The sequence below is a fragment of the Streptomyces sp. LS-MS-L19 genome (assembly GCF_058382285.1).
Window position 1 is genome coordinate 3,073,855 of the sequence record NZ_JBYCLL010000001.1, and the last position, 16,274, is coordinate 3,090,128.

General features: G+C 73.5%; 14 protein-coding genes. 12 read left to right on the forward strand and 2 right to left on the reverse strand.

The window, feature by feature from the left end; translation table 11 throughout:
* The first annotated feature begins 1 nt into the window (after nucleotide 1).
* The 5 genes from AC2XR2_RS13580 to AC2XR2_RS13600 all read left to right on the forward strand — a co-directional run bounded on the left by AC2XR2_RS13580 (nucleotide 2) and on the right by AC2XR2_RS13600 (nucleotide 3,483).
* Nucleotides 2–778 carry a class I SAM-dependent methyltransferase gene (locus AC2XR2_RS13580; RefSeq protein ID WP_449348190.1) on the forward strand — a complete coding sequence of 259 codons (777 nt, stop codon included), beginning with the start codon at nucleotides 2–4 and terminating at the stop codon, nucleotides 776–778.
* 171 nt (nucleotides 779–949) lie between these two features.
* Nucleotides 950–1,855 (forward strand): hypothetical protein, encoded by a 906-nt coding sequence (locus tag AC2XR2_RS13585; RefSeq protein WP_491518446.1) that lies wholly within the window; start codon nucleotides 950–952, stop codon nucleotides 1,853–1,855.
* Nucleotides 1,852–2,091, forward strand: a complete 240-nt coding sequence (locus AC2XR2_RS13590; RefSeq protein WP_381301944.1) for a Trm112 family protein — start codon at nucleotides 1,852–1,854, stop codon at nucleotides 2,089–2,091. The genes AC2XR2_RS13585 and AC2XR2_RS13590 overlap by 4 nt, the downstream gene beginning before the upstream one ends.
* Nucleotides 2,088–2,939: an FkbM family methyltransferase gene (locus tag AC2XR2_RS13595; protein ID WP_330267179.1), complete on the forward strand. Its 852-nt coding sequence runs from the start codon at nucleotides 2,088–2,090 to the stop codon at nucleotides 2,937–2,939. The genes AC2XR2_RS13590 and AC2XR2_RS13595 overlap by 4 nt, the downstream gene beginning before the upstream one ends.
* Complete coding sequence (locus AC2XR2_RS13600; RefSeq protein ID WP_381301949.1) at nucleotides 2,887–3,483, forward strand: hypothetical protein; 597 nt, start codon at nucleotides 2,887–2,889, stop codon at nucleotides 3,481–3,483. Before AC2XR2_RS13595 ends, AC2XR2_RS13600 begins: the two co-directional genes overlap by 53 nt.
* Here the strand turns inward: AC2XR2_RS13600 and AC2XR2_RS13605 are convergent.
* Nucleotides 3,394–4,089 carry an O-methyltransferase gene (locus AC2XR2_RS13605; protein WP_449348189.1) on the reverse strand — a complete coding sequence of 232 codons (696 nt, stop codon included), beginning with the start codon at nucleotides 4,087–4,089 and terminating at the stop codon, nucleotides 3,394–3,396. The genes AC2XR2_RS13600 and AC2XR2_RS13605 overlap by 90 nt on opposite strands.
* Nucleotides 4,090–4,109: 20 nt before the next feature.
* The gene (locus AC2XR2_RS13610; protein WP_491515160.1) at nucleotides 4,110–5,162 is read right to left on the reverse strand and encodes a MerR family transcriptional regulator; all 1,053 of its coding nucleotides are present in this window, start codon (nucleotides 5,160–5,162) and stop codon (nucleotides 4,110–4,112) included.
* Nucleotides 5,163–5,286: 124 nt separating this feature from the next.
* On the opposite strand from AC2XR2_RS13610, the gene AC2XR2_RS13615 reads away from it, so the two are divergent.
* The 7 genes from AC2XR2_RS13615 (at nucleotide 5,287) to AC2XR2_RS13645 (ending at nucleotide 16,238) form a co-directional block, all read left to right on the forward strand.
* Entirely contained in the window at nucleotides 5,287–6,159 is an 873-nt protein-coding gene (locus AC2XR2_RS13615; RefSeq protein WP_491515161.1) for an ATP-grasp domain-containing protein, read from the forward strand.
* A gap of 61 nt (nucleotides 6,160–6,220) precedes the next feature.
* Nucleotides 6,221–7,669 carry an acyl-CoA synthetase gene (locus AC2XR2_RS13620; RefSeq protein ID WP_491515162.1) on the forward strand — a complete coding sequence of 483 codons (1,449 nt, stop codon included), beginning with the start codon at nucleotides 6,221–6,223 and terminating at the stop codon, nucleotides 7,667–7,669.
* Nucleotides 7,662–8,996, forward strand: a complete 1,335-nt coding sequence (locus AC2XR2_RS13625) for a carboxyl transferase domain-containing protein (protein WP_491515163.1) — start codon at nucleotides 7,662–7,664, stop codon at nucleotides 8,994–8,996. The genes AC2XR2_RS13620 and AC2XR2_RS13625 overlap by 8 nt, the downstream gene beginning before the upstream one ends.
* An 87-nt stretch (nucleotides 8,997–9,083) precedes the next feature.
* Entirely contained in the window at nucleotides 9,084–9,434 is a 351-nt protein-coding gene (locus tag AC2XR2_RS13630) for a CU044_2847 family protein (protein WP_449348186.1), read from the forward strand.
* Nucleotides 9,431–11,200: a VMAP-C domain-containing protein gene (locus tag AC2XR2_RS13635; protein WP_491515164.1), complete on the forward strand. Its 1,770-nt coding sequence runs from the start codon at nucleotides 9,431–9,433 to the stop codon at nucleotides 11,198–11,200. The genes AC2XR2_RS13630 and AC2XR2_RS13635 overlap by 4 nt, the downstream gene beginning before the upstream one ends.
* A gap of 9 nt (nucleotides 11,201–11,209) precedes the next feature.
* A complete protein-coding gene (locus AC2XR2_RS13640) occupies nucleotides 11,210–12,247 on the forward strand; it encodes an AAA family ATPase (protein ID WP_449350247.1) in 1,038 nt (345 codons plus the stop codon).
* Nucleotides 12,237–16,238, forward strand: a complete 4,002-nt coding sequence (locus AC2XR2_RS13645) for an SAV_2336 N-terminal domain-related protein (protein WP_491515165.1) — start codon at nucleotides 12,237–12,239, stop codon at nucleotides 16,236–16,238. Before AC2XR2_RS13640 ends, AC2XR2_RS13645 begins: the two co-directional genes overlap by 11 nt.
* The last annotated feature ends 36 nt before the right edge of the window (nucleotides 16,239–16,274 follow it).

Genomic DNA, 16,274 nt, shown 5'->3' on the forward strand with positions numbered 1-16,274 from the left:
CGTGAACACCACCGCGCCCCCACGCCGCGGCGGCCTCCGGGACTTCTACGAGGACCCCGCCGTCCCGGTCGCCTCCGGCACCCCCCGCTCCCTGCGCCAGGCCCGCATGCTGGTCCGGGCTCTCAGGGCCCCCGAAAAAAAATCGTGCACCGTCCTCGACATCGGCTGCGGCGACGGCACCGCCGCCGCCACCGCCGCCCCGCTCCTCACCGGTCACCGGATCGTCGGCGTCGACTGGTCCCAGGACGCCCTCAAGCGGGCCCGCGCCAGGCTGCCGTACGCCGTCCGGGGTGAACTGACCGGCGCCGGGCTGCCGTTCAGGGACGGCTCCGTGGACGCCGTGCTGTTCAGCGAGGTCGTCGAGCACCTCGTCGACCCGGACTCGGCGCTGGACGAGATCCGCCGCGTCCTGCGTCCCGGAGGTCATCTCATGCTGTCCACCCCGAACCTGGCCGCCTGGTACAACCGCGGACTGCTCCTCGCCGGGGTCCAGCCGGTCTTCTCGGAGGTGAGTCTGCGGGCCGTCCACGGCCGGCCGGGTCGGGAGGTCGTGGGGCATCTGCGGCTGTACACGGCGCGTGCGCTCCGGGAGTTCGTGGCGGCGGCCGGCTTCGAGGTCGTACGACTGGAAGGGGCCCCTTTCCACGGGGTGCCGCGTCCCCTGCGGGCGCTGGACCGGCTGGCGTGTGCCAGACCGTCGCTCGCGTCGATCCTGCTGCTGCACGCGCGCAAGACAGGGCCTGTCCGGCGGATCAGGCCGACGGAAAGGAACGGCTAGTGATGAACGCAGGCGAGCGGGGCGTGGTGCGTGCAGCTGCAAGGCGGAGGAGGGAGTCGACGCGGAGCGTCGGCGACCGACGACAACGCGGCAGATGTGCGTGCCACGCCCCGCGACGTCGGCATGATCCGCCGGACAGGCCCTGAGGGGGCGTGGACCATGTGGTGGGGAGTGGCGGCGGCCCTGTTGGCGAACACCCTGTACAGCGTCGGATTCGTGCTGGAGAAACGGGCGTTGAGCTCCCTGCCGGAGGTGACGATCCGGCAACCGGCGAAGCTGCTGGGGCTGGTGCTGCGCAGTCCGCTGTGGATCGGCGGGTCGCTCTCGCTGGCGGCCGGGTTCGGGGCGCAGCTCGCGGTGTACCGGACGCTGCCGATCGCGGCCGCGCAGGGCATCTTCGTCTCCGGTCTGGTGCTGCTGGTGCTGCTGTCCGCGCGGCTGCTGGGCGAGGAGACGTCCGGGCGGGAACGGTACGCGCTGGGCGCCATCCTGCTCGCGCTGCTCATGGTCGTGCTGTCCCTGAAGGAGGGCTCGGACCGGGTCAGCCGGGACGCCCCCTACCAGCTGATCCTGCTGGTGTGCGTGCCGTCGCTGGCGGCGGGCGTGTGGCTGTACGGGTCCGCCGAGCGGCGCACCCGGCACCGGCACCGGATGCCGACGACCGGTGTCGAGTACGGCGTGGCGGTGGGCCTGCTGTACGGGGTCAGCTCACTGGCGATCAAGGGGGTGTCGAGTTATCTCACGTCAAGTGGCCTGGGCAGCGCGGTGGTTGAGCTGTTGGGCTCCCCGTATCCGTATCTCCTGTTGTTCACCGGGGCGTTCGGCCTGGTGATGTCGCAGGCGGCGCTGCAACGCTGCCGGGCCTCGCTGATCGTGCCGGTGTGCACGACGGTGACCTGTCTGTACACGGCGGTGCTCGGCACGCTCTCGTTCGGCGAGTCCCTGCCCCACGACCCGTTGCGGCTCGCGCTGCGGCTCGCCGGCACGGTGCTCGCCGTCGCCGTACTGCTGGCCATGCCCAAGCACGATCCGGCTCCTCAACCCCCCATCGGTGCCAAGGAGTTGACACCCCCATGAACCCCGACGACCCGCTGCTCCAGATCCTGGCCTGCCCGCTCGACAAGGGCCCGCTGCACCTCGTACCGCCGGACGAGGCCCTCTACAACCCGCGACTGCGGCGCCGCTACCCGATCGTCGACGGCATCCCGCAGCTGCTGCCTGCCTCCGGTGAACAGGTGTCGGACGACGAGCACGAGGACCTGCTGAAGCGCTGTGCCGGCGCCTCCCCCGAGACCCCAGGGATGACTTCATGACCGGACCTGCCCGCACCTGGGCGGCGAGAGTGGCCCCCCTGCTGCCCACCCGTCTCGTCGCGGCGGCCGCGCGGGCCGTGTACCCGCGGTTCGAGCCGGAGCTCGCCCGGCTGGCCGAGCTGTGCCCGGCGGGCTGCGGGACGGCCGTGGACGTGGGCGGCTGGTACGGGCCGTGGACGCGAAGGCTGGCCGGGCGGGCACGGCGGGTGGTGACCGTCGAGCCGGTGCCCCGTCTGGCCCGGCTGCTGACCGCGGCGGCCCCGCCGAACGTGCGGGTCGTCCAGGCCGCCGCCTCGGACAGTCCGGGGATCGCCCGGCTGTGGCTGCCGCCCGGCGACGAGGGCGACCGCGGGGTGTCCTCGCTGGTCCGGCGGGACATCCACGGCCGGGCGCTGAACGTCCGCTGCGTCACGCTGGACGAACTGGCCCTGAAGGACGTCGGGTTCATCAAGATCGACGTGGACGGGAGCGAGCTGGCGGTGCTGCGCGGCGCCACCGGCATCCTCTCGCGCGACCGGCCCGCGCTCTTCGTCGAGCTGGAGTCCCGGATCCAGCCGATCGCCCCGGTGATCACGTACCTCTCGCTGCTCGGCTACGACGGCTGGGTGCTGCCGCGCGCCACCTGGGTCCCGCTGTCCGGCTTCCCCCTGGAGGCGCACCAGGCGCGGGCCTCGTACGTCGTCTCCCAGGGGCTGTTGCGCCGGGTGCTGCCCTTCCTGCACCGGCCGCGGTACGTCAACTCGGTGCTCTTCCTCCCGGACGGCCGCCGGCCCGGTGTCAGTGCCGTCGGGGAGGATGGGGACCATGCCCTCCGGAAAGCCCCCGGCCGGTCCCTTCACCGTCCATGACTTCCAGCTGGTCCTGCTGCGCCGCATGGCCGACCACAACCCCGGCCCGGTGGAGGACGCCCGGCGCGCCCTGGGCGTGTCGATCGCGGACATGCGGGAGGCCAACCGGCGCTGGCAGGCGATGGTCCGTTCCCCGCGCGCCCGCGCCGCCGCCTCGCGGTACCGCTCGGTCCTCGGCACCCCCGAGACCGTTCTCACCCGGACGGTGGGCGACCTGGAGTGCGAGGCCTGGCTGTGGCCCGTCCCGCTCTGGCCGGACCTGCGCTTCGAGGTCCTGCTGGCCCCGACCGGCGCCGTCTGGAACGAGTGGCTGATCCGGGCGCCGGGCGCCGCGGGGCCCGCCCTGCGCACGCTCGCCGACCTCACCCCGTGGTCCTGCACGGTCGACGAGGCGGCCCGCGCCTTCGCCCCGGCCCGCCCGCTGGAGGGCACGGCCCCGACCCGCTGGGGACTGTCATTCACCGCCCCGGACGAGGAGGGGGTCCGGCGGGAGGTGGTCGCCGAGTTCACCTGGGGCCTGCTCCAGAGATGGACCCCGCGCTGACCCGCTCCGCCGCCGCGTCCCCACCAGCGTGGCCAGGTCCGCCGCCAGGGGTATCTCGACCGTGTCCAGGGCCGGGTGCTCCAGCCAGTACAGCCGGGGCCGGTCCACGGACTCCCCGTGCCGGGGTGGCCAGTCGGTCGCCGGGGTGAAGTCGTCGACGACGATCCGGCCGCCCGGGACGAGGAGCCGCGCCGGGTCGGCCGGGGTGTCGTCGGGGGTCTTGCCGGTGCCGCCGCCGTCGAGGACCAGGAGGTCGTAGGGGCCGTCGTCCTCGACGCGGGTCCAGTCGCCGTGCAGGACCCGCACGCCGGGCCGGCCGGCGAAGACCTCGGCGGCCACCCGCGCCCGGTGCGGGTCACGCTCGACGCTGGTCAGCCGTACGCCGTCCCGGGCTCCCGAGGCCAGCCACGCGAGCCCGACCCCGCAGCCGGTGCCCGTCTCCCCGATCCGCTCCCGGGCCCCGCCCGCCAGGGCGTGCAGCAGGCGGCCCTGTTCCGGGCGGCAGGAGTACGGGAAGCCGTGCGCGCGGGCCGCGGCGAGGGCGCGCTCGACGAGCGGCGGGAGCCCGGTCTCCCGGTCGTACGCGTCCGTTCCGGAGAGCGACATGGCCGTGATGCTGCCAGTCCTCAGGCCGCCGTCGCCACCAGGTCCGCCACCACACAGCTCACGTTGTCCGGGCCGCCGGCCGCGTTCGCGGTGTCGACCAGGGCGTGCACGGCCGCCTCGGGATCGGGGGCGGCCGTGAGCAGGTCGCGCACGGCGGCGTCGGGGACGACCGTGGAGAGGCCGTCGGAGCACAGCAGGTAGCGGTCGCCGGGTTCCGCGTCGTGCAGCCTCAGATCGGGCGCCCCGGTCGTGAGCGCCTTCAGGAGCAGCGCCCGCCGGGGATGGGTGACGGCCTCCTCGGCGGTCAGCCGGCCCTCGTCGATCAGCGACTGCACCACCGTGTGGTCGTGGGTGATGCGGAAGAGCGCCCCGTCGCGCAGGAGGTAGGCGCGGCTGTCACCGATGTGCACCAGGGCGAGACGGGCACCCGTCCACAGCAGAGCGGTCAGGGTCGTGCCGTTCTCGTCGGTGCCGTCGCCGGCCTCCCGTACCGCCTCGGTCGCCCCGTGCACGGCCTCTTCCAGGACATTGAGCACGTCGCCGGCCGGCAGCTCCGCGCTGTCCAGGAACCGCAGGGCCGCCACGGCCGCGCTGCTGGCGGGCGCGCCGGCCGGTCCGTAGCCGTCGGCGACCGCGAGGAGGCGGGCTCCCGCGTAGGCCGTGTCCTGGTTGGCGGCGCGGACCCGGCCTCGGTCCGAGTGGGCGGAGTAGCGCAGTTCGAGCATGGTGGTGTCCTTCCTCGGCGGCGCCGTCAGCTCGTCGACGAGGCACGCGGCGAGATCCCGCCGTACGGCCGTCGCCGCCTCCACCTCGGCCCAGTACGCCCGGATCTCGCCGGCGGCCGCCGCGGGCGGCAGGGCGCACACCGTGCGGATGCGGGCCAGCGGCATGCCGAGGCGGCGCAGCCACGCCACCAGACGGGCCTGCTCCAGCTGGGCCGGGCGGTAGTAGCGGTAGCCCGTCGCCGGGTCGACGCGTGCCGGACGCAGCAGCTCCAGCTCGTCGTAGAGCCGCAGTGCCTTCGGCGACAGGCGCGACGCCCGCGCGAAGGCACCGATCGTCAGCCACTCCATACGGTGTCCTCCGTTCCTCGGTCCCGATGGTGGGGGTTCACCGAGGGGGAAGGTAAAGGGGTTGCCGCGGGTTCCCACCCGGCGACTAGCCTGCCGGACGAGCCCCCTGGGAAAGGAACCCGCTGTGCCCCGAGTCGCCCTCGTCACCTACGACCCCCGACCGGAGCCCCACAAGGACGCCGACCTGCCCGTGCTGGTGGCCGCGCTGCGCGGGGCCGGGGCGGACGCGGAGGTCGTGTGCTGGGACGACGACGCCGTCGACTGGGCCGGCTACGACCTGGCCGTCATCCGCTCCACCTGGGACTACAGCTGGCGGGCGGCCGAGTTCACGGCGTGGGCGGAGCGCTGCGGCAAGGCGACCCGGCTGGCCAATCCGGCGGAGGTCGTGCGCTGGAACACCGACAAGCGCTACCTCGGGGAGCTGGACCGGGCGGGGGTGCCGGTGGTGCCGACCGGCTATCTCGCGCCCGGTGACCCGGTCGTGCTGCCGACCGACCACGAGTACGTCGTCAAGCCCACGTCCGGGGCGGGTGCGCGCTACGCGGCCCGGTACACGCCCCAGCGGCACGAGGATGCCGTACGGCAGCTGGAGCGCATGCACGCCGAGGGGCTCACGGCGATGGTCCAGCCGTACATGCGGGGCATCGACGCGGGCGGTGAGCGGGCTCTCCAGTTCTTCGGGGGCCGGCTCCTGCACGCCAGCCGCAAGCGGGCCGTCCTTGCCCCCGGCACCGCCTTCGACGCGGACAAGGTCGCCCACCCGGGCCTCGAACCCTGGACCCCGACGCCGGCCGAGGTCGTCGTCGCCGAGCAGGCGCTGGCCGCCGTACCGGGGGCGCCGGAGCTGCTGTACGCGCGCGTGGACCTCGTCGACGGGGAGGACGGGCTGCCGCGGGTGATGGAACTGGAGCTGGTCGAGCCGAACCTCTTCCTGTTCCTGCATCCGGGGTCGGTGCCGCGGGTGGTGGAGGCGGTACTGGGCGCCGCTGGCCGGTGATGACCGGGTCCGTGATCGGGTAGGACCGACAGGTGACGACACGGCTTAGGAGTGGTGCAGCGTGACCTCCCTCTTCCCGGCCCTCAGGGGCACCGCGGCGGCCCGTCCCGCCCTGCGGTTCGGTGACCGCGCGCTGACCTACGCGCGCCTCGCCGCCGCGGCCGACGCGCTGGCCGGCCGGCTCGCGCGGTACGACCGGGTGGCCGTCTGGGCGACCCCGGAACTGGAGACCGCGGTGGCCGTGGTGGCGGCGCTGGAGGCCGGTGTCGCCGCGGTGCCGCTCAACCCGAAGTCCGGGGAGAAGGAGCTCGGGCACATCCTGAACGACAGCGCGCCGGGCCTGCTGCTCGCCGCGCCGGGTGCGGAACTGCCTTCTTCCGTACGGCACTTGGAGCGCGTCGACATCGATGCGCACAGCACCGGCACCGGCACCGCTCCCGTGAGCAGCGCCCAGGACGGCGACCCCGCCCTCGTCGTCTACACCTCCGGCACCACCGGCCCGCCGAAGGGTGCCGTCATCCCGCGCCGGGCCGTCGCCACCACCCTGGACGCCCTCGCGGACGCCTGGCGGTGGACGGCGGACGACGTCCTCGTGCACGGCCTGCCGCTCTTCCACGTCCATGGCCTGGTGCTGGGCATCCTCGGCCCGCTCCGGCGCGGCGGTTCGGTCCGCCACCTCGGCCGCTTCAGCACCGACGGCGTGGCCCGCGAGCTGAACGACGGCGCGACCATGCTCTTCGGCGTCCCGACGATGTACCACCGGATCGCCGAAACCCTGGCGGAGGACCCGGAGTTGGTGAAGGCGCTGGCCCACGCCCGGCTGCTGGTCTCCGGCTCGGCCGCGCTCCCGGTCCACGACCACGAGCGCATCGCGGCCGCGACCGGCCGCCGGGTCATCGAGCGCTACGGCATGACGGAAACTCTCATGAACACGAGCGTGCGCGCGGACGGCGAGCCCCGCGCCGGGACCGTGGGCGTCCCGCTGCCGGGCGTGGAGCTGCGGCTGGTGGAGGAGGACGGGACGCCGATCACGTCGTACGACGGCGAGACGGTGGGCGAGATCCAGGTGCGCGGCCCGAACCTGTTCACGGAGTACCTGAACCGGCCGGACGCGACGGCGCAGGCGTTCACGGCGGACGGCTGGTTCCGTACCGGCGACATGGCGGTCCGCGACACCGACGGCTACGTCCGGATCGTCGGCCGCAAGGCCACCGACCTGATCAAGAGCGGCGGGTACAAGATCGGGGCGGGCGAGATCGAGAACGCGCTCCTGGAGCACCCGGGGGTGCGGGAGGCGGCCGTGACCGGGGAGCCGGACCCCGATCTCGGCGAGCGGATCGTGGCGTGGATCGTCCCGGCGAACCCCCAATCACCCCCAACCTTGGAGGAGTTGGCGGACCACGTGGCCCGCCGTCTCGCCCCGCACAAGCGGCCCCGGGTCCTCCACCACCTCACCGGGCTCCCGCGCAACGACATGGGGAAGATCATGAAGCGGGCCCTGCATGCCTGAGCGCAGGTCCGCCCGCGAGGTCCTCGCCCTGGTCGCCGACGACTTCGCCGAAATCCCGTACCCCGAACGGCAGTCGAGGCCCGACGGCCCGCTCGCCTGGCAGGGCTACGACGCCTCGCGCGCCCGGGCCGCCGAGCGCACCGGCGAGGAGGAGTCGGTGGTCTGCGGCACCGCGCACGTCGAGGGCGTCCGGGCCGTCCTGATCGCCTTCGAGTTCGGCTTCCTCGGCGGCTCCCTGGGCGAACACACCGGCGACCGCCTGGAGGCCGCGTACGCCTACGCCCGTGAACACCGGCTGCCCGTCGTCCCGTTGGTGGCCACCGGCGGCAGCCGCATGCAGGAGGGCATGCTCGCGCTGACCCAACTCCAGCGCGTGGCCCGGCAGTCGGCGCTGACCCGCGAGGCCGGTCTGGCTCAGATCGCAGTGCTGCGGGACCCCACCACGGGCGGCGGCTGGGCCACCCTCGGAGCGGGCGCGGACGTGATCCTCGCCCTGCCCGGCGCCCAGGTCGGCTTCGCGGGGTCCCGGGTCCGGCCGCCGGACGCGGACCCCTCGGCGTACACGGCGGAGGCCCAGGTGGCGGCGGGGGCGGCCGACGCGGTCGTACCGGAGGAGGAGCTGCGCCGGACACTGGGGCGGTGGCTGCGGCTGCTGACGTCCGCGTCGGACGAACCCGCCCCGGTGCCCGCCCCCCTCGGCGCCACCGGGCTCCCCGCCACCGGCTGGGAGGCGGTCCGGCGCGCCCGTGCGCCCGAGCGGCCGCGTGCGACGGCCTACCTGGACGCCTACTTCACCCACCGGGTGGCCGTCTCCGGCGACCGCTGCGGCGGCACCGACCCCGGCATGCTCTGCGGCTTCGGGGAGCGGGACGGCCGTACGGTCGCGTACGCCGCACAGACCGGCACGGCCACTCTCCCGGCCGGCTACCGCACCGCCTCCCGCCTGATCCGCCTCGCGGACCGCCTGGGCATCCCGGTGCTCACGCTCGTGGACACCCCGGGCGCCGCCAACGACGCCGAGGCCGAGCGACTCGGCGCGGGCGCGGCGATCGCCGACCTGTTCCTCACACTGGCCGCCACCCGGACCCCGGTCACCACCCTCCTGATCGGCGAGGGCGGCTCCGGCGGCGCACTGGCCCTCGCGGCCTCCGGGAACACGTACGCCACCCCGGACAGCTACTTCTCGGTCATCGCGCCGGAGTCGGCGGCGGCGATCCTCAAGCGCCCACCACACGAGGCGGAGGAGACGGCGGACCAGTTGCGGATCAGGCCGCAGGATCTGAGGGAACTCGGAGTGACCGCACCCCCCGAGCAGACTCGGACATGAACCCTCAAAGCCGAGCCGGAAACCGGGACAAGTGCAAGTACCGTCCGTGACAATGACGGAGCGAAGGGTCACACGAACGGGGGCGCCATGGAAGGTGTGGTCGAGTTCACGACCGCCGACGGTGCGGTGATCGCCGTCGAAGGCGCAGAGGAGGAGTCGGGTTCACGTCTCGTCGCACGCGACGACGGCACCGTCCGGGCGACCCGCACCTTCGAGGAGGCGCTGGACGGGGTGCGCTCGGCGGCCGAGTCGGCACTGCGCGTGTTCCGGGACGTCTCGCTTCAACCCGACTCCGTGGAGATCGAGTTCGGGGTGAAGCTCAGCGCGGAGGCGGGCGCCCTGATCGCGAAGAGCGCCGTCGAGGGACATCTCGTGGTCAAGCTCTCCTGGTCTCCGGGGCGCAGTGCCGGCCCCGCGGAGACCACCCCGGCGCCATGAGGAGCGCGGCCTGGCACGCCAGGATCGTCTGCGGCCCCACCACCGGTACCGGCTTCCTGGTCACCGAACGCCATGTGATGACCTGCGCGCACGTCGTCGCTCGCAGCCAGGCGGACCCGATCCGGGTGACGTTCCCACACCGCGGCGCGGAGTCCGTCGGCGCCCGGGTGGTCGCCCACGGAGGCTGGGACGGCCGTACGACCGACACCGGCGACGTGGCCGTACTGGAACTCGACCGCAAAGTCCGGCTGAAGCCCGCGCAGTTCGCCGCTTCGACGGACGCCTTCGGGCATCCCCCGCGCAGACTCGTGGCCTACGGCTTCCCCAAGGCCCACGACGACGGGACCTTCGCCGAATACCGCGCCACCTACGATCAGTTGATCGCCGGAGACTGGATCCAGGTCGAGGCCTGGGCCGCGCACGGCCAGCCGCTGGTACGCGGCTTCAGCGGCGCTGCCCTGACCCTCGCCGACACCGGGCAGGTCGTGGGCATGGTCACCGAGGCGGCCCGCGACCCGGCCATCCGCAACGGCCGGATGCTGCCCGTCCAAGTGCTGGCCCGCTACTGGCCGCCGCTCGCCGAACTCATCCCGACTCCGGGTTTCACCCGGGAGGAGAAGACGCGGCTGCGGGAGTCGGTGACCGCGCTGTCCGTCCAGGAAGAGCGAGGCCGCCTGGAATGTCACCCCGAGCGGCTCTACCGCACGTCCGTGGGCTCGAACGGCCCCGACCCCACCCACGCCATCCGCTCACTGTGGGACGCGGTGTGCTGCCTGCTCTTCGAGGTGCCCCAGCCGTCGGCCCTCGTCAAGTTCACCGAGCGGCTCGCGGACTTCGCCGAGGATGTCTCGCTGCGCGGAGCCCTGCGCTCCTGGTCACACCAGTCGTACGCGCCCCCGGACCCGCCTGCGCCGGTGCGCCCCTCCGCGGCCACTCCCCCTTGGTCGCCGATTCTCGTCGAGATCTCGCAGAGCGGTTCGGGCGAGGGCCGCTTCATGGTGGAGGTGTCCGTGTACGACGGGCAGTACCGCCGGATGGTGGGCTCCCGCACCCTCCCCGCCGAGCGGGTGCGCGGTTACGCACTGGAGCGCATCGACGACGCCTACCGTCTGCTGGACCAGGACGCCCGGGAGCTGATCGCCTTCGTGCTGCCGCGCCGCTGGCTGAACACGGGGGTGGCGCGGTGGCCGCGGAGCGACGACGACGCGAGCCCGCTCGGCGCGATCGCTCCGGTCGTCGTGCTCGATCTGGAACGGCGGCGCAGCGGTGTGCTGCAGCGGCATCTCACCCAGAACTGGCGGCGTCTCGACACCCGTGCGGCCGCCCGTATGCAGCGCGTCGGCTGCGAGCCGACCGGGCAGGATCCGCAGGATGAGGTGAAGCTGACCATCGAACTGCGTGGCGACGCGGACGTGGTGGGCTTCGGCGTTCCCCCGCGCGGAGCGGGCGCCGTCGGCCTCTTCAGGGCGACCCTGAACGCCGCGGTGCCGGTGCTGGTGTGGCCGCACTCCGGCTGTCAAGGCCGCGACTCGCACGAGGACTGCCGGGGCGCGACCTTCCTGGACCGCCTCGCCGAGCACCTCTCGGACCTTCCCCCGGGGGAACTCCCCCACCATGTACGCCTGTTGCGCGAGAAGGCGTACACCTCCCAGGAGACGGAGCCGCACTGGGCGTACGACCTCGCGCTGCTGTGGGAGGACCCCCGGTGCCTGCCCGATCCCGTCGGCTACCGGCACACGCCGGTAGCCGACCCCTCGCGTCCCTGAGGAGCACGCATGTCCCTGTGGCCCGTGTACACCGGTACGAGCGAGCCGCACGACGGCATCGAGTTGCTGCCCCCAGCGCCGCCCTGGCGCGCCTTCGACGGCGGCCCGGCGCTGCCCACGCCCGTCGACGGCGGTGACAGCGCGGCCACTTCGCCCGATCGCCGGCATCGCGCCCGCACCTATCTGGCCACGGACGAGGCGGTCCAGCTGGTCAATGCCGCCCTGTACCTGCGCCGCCCGCTGCTGGTGACGGGCCCGCCGGGCAGCGGCAAGTCGAGCCTGCCGTACTCGGTGGCGCGCGAGCTCGGTCTCGGCCCGGTGCTGCGATGGAACATCACCAGCCGCACCACGCTCCGTGAGGGGCTCTACCACTACGACCCCCTCTCCCGCCTGTACGCCGCCGGCCGTGCCTCCTCCGTGGAAGCCCCGTCCGACACCGAGGTCCAGGACCATCTGCGGCTCGGCCCGCTCGGCACCGCCCTCCTGCCCTACGAACGCCCGCGCGCCCTGCTGATCGACGAGTTCGACAAGAGTGACCTGGATCTGCCCAATGACCTGCTGAACGTCCTGGAGGAGGGCCAGTACGAGATCCCGGAGCTGGTCCGGGTGGCGCAGCGCGCCCCGACTGCCCAGGTGATGGTCGACGGCACCTCCGACCATGTACGCGTGGACGAGGGCCGGGTGCGCTGCCGGGCGTTTCCGTTCGTGGTGCTGACGAGCAATGGCGAGCAGGAGTTCCCGCCCGCGTTCCTCAGGCGGTGCGTCCGTCTGACGCTGCACCGGCCGAGCAGGGAGCATCTCGAGAGCATCGTCCGGGCGCACCTGGGCGAGCCCGACGAGTACGCCGCCGAGCTGATCGACCGCTTCCTGCAACGGCAGGTCCTGGGGGAGCTCGCCACGGACCAGTTGCTGAACGCGATCTACCTGGCCGGCACGGCGGGCCCCGAGCTGGACGCGGTGTCCCGTGACGAACTCGCGGAGCGGTTGATGCCGTATCTCAACGCGATGCAGGACAGCCGGGTCCGGGACGATTCCGATGTCTTCTGACCGGAGCCAGGGGCCTTCGGGACGCCTCCCGCACGACGGCCGCCTCACGGGCGCGGACCGGCTGGCCGACGTGCTCGCCCGGGCGGTAGGCGGTGCGGGGCCGACGCCGGTGGAACTGGCCGAGGCCCTCTGGCTGGCCCAGCACGTCGCGGGTCCGGACGACTTCCGGCCCCCTCCCCCGCGGCCGTCCCGGCGCTTCACCTCCGCGCCCGCCCCCGACGGGCCGGACACGGAACGGCCACCGCCCCGCGAATCCCCGCGGGACGCCGCCTTCGCGGTGCCGGAGTTCCCCGGCGACCGCGTCCCCCTGCGCCTGCCCGGCAAGAAGAAGGACCCCGTGCGGGAAGGCATGGAGCTGCTGGCCCCCGGCCCCCCGATGCTGACCCACCCCCTCGCCCTGCAGCGCGCCCTGCGCCCCGTCAAGCGCCGGGTCGACGCGCCGGTCGGCCACGAACTGGACGAGGAGGAAACCGCCCAGCGCATCGCGCGGCTCGGCACATGGTGGCTGCCCGTGATGCGCCCGGCCGCCGAACGCTGGCTCACTCTCCGCCTCGTGCACGACACCGGCCCGACGATGCCCGTGTGGCGCCCGCTGGTCCACGAACTGCACACCGCGTTGGCGCAGTCAGGTGTGTTCCGCATGGTGGAGCTGCACCGGCTGAGCGCCGACGGCACGGCGGGGACGGCCGGATCCCGGTCGTACACGGCGGGCCGCACGGTCACGCTCCTCGTCAGCGACTGCATGGGGCCGCAATGGCGGGAGGGCGCGGCCGGGGACCGCTGGTACCGGACCCTGCGCAGCTGGGCGGCGCGCATGCCGGTCGCGGTCCTGCAACCGCTGCCGGAGCGTCTTTGGCGTACGACGGCCCTGCCGGCGCTGACGGCCCGGATCTCCGCGCCGGGGCGGGTGGCTCCCAACACGCGGTACACCGTGCACTCGTACGCGGCCGACGGCCTCGCCCACGACGTCCTTCCGGTGCCCGTCCTGGAGCCATCGGCGCCCTGGCTGTCCGCCTGGGCGAGGCTGGTGTCGGGCGTCGTCGAGGAGGAACTCCTGGGTTCCGTGGCCCTGTTGCCCGGCGGGCCCTCTCCCGCATCCGTCGACGGCGAGGGAGGGGCCGACGAGGTCCACGTCTCGGCCCAGGAGCTGGTGCTGCGTTTTCGCTCCCTCGCCTCGCCCGAGGCCTTCCGTCTCGCGGGACACGTGGCGGTGGGCGAGCCGGTGCTGCCCGTGATGCGTCTCGTGCAGGCCGCGATCGAGCCGTGGCCGCAGCCGCAGCACCTGGCGGAGGTCATCCTCAGCGGTCTGCTCATCACCGTGCCGGGACCGCCCGGCTCGTACGCCTTCAGACCCGGTGTCCGCGAAGTGCTGCTGGGCACGCTGCCCCGCACCGCCCACGACCGCACGGCCCAACTCCTGAGCTGGACCGGTGCGTTGATCGACGCGCGGGCCGGTGTGGCACGCGGGGAGTTCCCCGTGGTGGCCCCCGGCGGAGGTGACAGTCCGGCCGGGAGCGATCCTTTCGCGCGGGCCCGGGAGGAGAGCGTGCGACGGATGGGCGGCGACGCCCCGTCGGACTCCGCTCGGCTGATCCTCGGCAGATACCGGCTCGGGCGGCGGCTGGGCCGGGGCCGCGGCGATGCGGTGTGGCAGGCGGAGGACACCCGGTCCGGCCGACCGGTGGCGTTGCACGCGTACTCCTTCGAGCGGTCCGAAGACGGCAGGCGCCTCATGGACGAGGCGCGCGCTCTCTGCGCGGTGCGGCATCCCAACGTGGTCGCCGTCCTCGATCACGGCATCGACGACCGCTTCGCGTGTGTGGTCACGGAGTTCACGGAAGGACTCAGCGTGGCGGAACTCACCGCCGACGGTGCCTTCGCGCTGCCCTTCGCACTGCTGGCCCCGCTCGCCCGGCAGGTCGCGCTCGGGCTCAGCGCGGTGCATGAGCACGGTCTCGCCCACGGCAGGCCGGCCGCGGACGCCGTGCTGGTGTGTCCGGACGGCACCGTGAAGATCACCGATTTCGTCCTGGGAACGGAGCGCCCTCGTGACGCCGTCAGGGACCTGCGTCGCTTCGGGCACCTGATCGGCGACCTCGCGCGGGGGCCGTACGGGGACCTCACCCGCATACCCAGCGAGTTCAGAGCCCTGTTCCACGATGCCGTCACCCCGCTCACCTCGTCGGATCCAGCCGCCCAGCGGCGCGGCAGGGACCTCTTCCTCACCCCGTCGTTCCGTCAGGCCCTGGAGGCCGCGGCGGCCGAGCGGTACCGCTACCGGCTGCTCGGCCCCTTGCGGATCAGCCAGGGGGACCGCGCCCTGCCCGTCGGCTCGCCCCAGGAGCAGGCCCTTCTGTGCATGCTGCTCCTGGCCCACGGCAGCCCGGTCCCGTACTCCGAACTGGCCGAGGGACTGTGGGGCGAAGACGCTCCGCAGAACGCCGACCGCCTTCTCGCCGATCAGGCCACCGGACTGCGCGAAACCCTGGGGCCCGGGCTTCTGGCCACCACCGCGGGCGGATACGCCCTGTACACGGGCCCGGACGCCGTCGACGTCGGCCGCTTCGAGAGCCTCGTCGCCGACTCGGTGGAGCACCGGCACGCAGGAGACCGGGTGGCCGCGCGCGCCGCTCTGCACAGCGCCCTCGCTCTGTGGACCGGGTACCCGGTCGAGGGAGTGCCCGGACCCGCCGCCCGCAGGACCCGCAACCGACTGCGCGCCCTGCGCCTGGACCTGCGCCGCGCCGGAGCCGAACTCGACCTGGAACTGGGCCAATTCGAGCGGGCCGCGGCAGATCTCGGCGACCTCCTGCGCTCCCACCCGGCCCATGCCGCCCTACGGGAACTGCACATGCTCGCCCTCAGGGGTCTGGGACGCGCTTCCGAGGCCGTCGCCTCGTACGAGGCGTTCACGCGGTACGGCGAGCCGAGCCCGGCCATGCTGCGGCTGTACGGGGAGTTGCGCGCCGGCGCCGGGGACGGCGACCACGTCGGCATCGACGTGCGCTACCCCCAGGGCACGCCCGGCGCCACGCGCGACGCCGTCAGCCGGACCTTGACGCGGCTGCTCTCGGACGGCGAGCCGGCCGCAGTCTCCCTTGCGCAACGCGTCCGGGAGGACTGTTCCCTCGTCCTCCCGGTGTCGACGCGTCCCGCTCTCACACTGCTGTCCCTGGTGATGAACGAACTGCCGTTCGCACTGCTGGAGTTGGCGGATCCGCCGACGATCCGCGCGACCTTCTGGCACACCGTGCCGCCGGAGGAGGTCAGGGGTCTTCCCGATTCGGACGACGAGCCCGTGCTGGTCGTGCTCTCCCCCGAGTTCCACGGACGCCTGGCCGGCGACTCCTCCGGGCCCGACCCGGCACGCTTCTCCCTCGGCGACCCACCCGACGCCTGGTACTGCCCGCTGGGGCGGCGCACCGCACCTCCGCCTTCCGAGCCCGGACGAGACCTCGTGCGCGGCCCCTTCACCACCCGCGACCTGCGCTCCCTGCGTACCCCGGATCCTCGCAGCAGCGCGATCGTGCACACCCTGCCTCCCGACGACTCGTTGACCCTCCTCAACCCCGACCGGCCGCTCGGAAAGCGCACGTCGTGGCCCCTGATCACGTACTACGAGGTCGCTCTCACCTCGCAGCGGCTCGACCGCGACCTGTCCCTGCCCAGTTCGGGCGGTGGCACCTTCGCGGCCACGGCCGCGCTGATCTGGCACATCGACGATCCGGTCGCCTTCGTGCGCGCCGCGGCCCCGGAGGTACAGGAGCGCCTTTTCGCCCACCTCGTGGAGGAGGGCGGGCGGATCACCCGCCGCTACCCCCTACGTCGCGCCACCGCGGCCGAGCAGGCGCTGCGTCAGGGGCTGCACACGTGGCCGGTCCCGGGCCTCTCCGTGACCTGCGAGGTGCGGCTGACTCCCGATGAGAAGCCGTCGTCGGCGGCCCGGGCCCGCCAGGCCACCACCAAACGGCGCGGACGCAGGGCTCCCTGACCTCACATCAAGAAACCTTACAGATTATTTATATCG

Excerpts from the sequence above, each read along its gene's own strand:
- AC2XR2_RS13625 (WP_491515163.1), top strand. The coding sequence starts at position 7,662 with ATGCCTGAGCGCAGGTCCGCCCGCGAGGTCCTCGCCCTGGTCGCCGAC.
- AC2XR2_RS13605 (WP_449348189.1), bottom strand. The coding sequence starts at position 4,089 with ATGTCGCTCTCCGGAACGGACGCGTACGACCGGGAGACCGGGCTCCCG.
- AC2XR2_RS13600 (WP_381301949.1), top strand. The coding sequence starts at position 2,887 with ATGGGGACCATGCCCTCCGGAAAGCCCCCGGCCGGTCCCTTCACCGTC.
- AC2XR2_RS13640 (WP_449350247.1), top strand. The coding sequence starts at position 11,210 with ATGTCCCTGTGGCCCGTGTACACCGGTACGAGCGAGCCGCACGACGGC.
- AC2XR2_RS13630 (WP_449348186.1), top strand. The coding sequence starts at position 9,084 with ATGGAAGGTGTGGTCGAGTTCACGACCGCCGACGGTGCGGTGATCGCC.
- AC2XR2_RS13645 (WP_491515165.1), top strand. The coding sequence starts at position 12,237 with ATGTCTTCTGACCGGAGCCAGGGGCCTTCGGGACGCCTCCCGCACGAC.
- AC2XR2_RS13590 (WP_381301944.1), top strand. The coding sequence starts at position 1,852 with ATGAACCCCGACGACCCGCTGCTCCAGATCCTGGCCTGCCCGCTCGAC.
- AC2XR2_RS13610 (WP_491515160.1), bottom strand. The coding sequence starts at position 5,162 with ATGGAGTGGCTGACGATCGGTGCCTTCGCGCGGGCGTCGCGCCTGTCG.
- AC2XR2_RS13595 (WP_330267179.1), top strand. The coding sequence starts at position 2,088 with ATGACCGGACCTGCCCGCACCTGGGCGGCGAGAGTGGCCCCCCTGCTG.
- AC2XR2_RS13635 (WP_491515164.1), top strand. The coding sequence starts at position 9,431 with ATGAGGAGCGCGGCCTGGCACGCCAGGATCGTCTGCGGCCCCACCACC.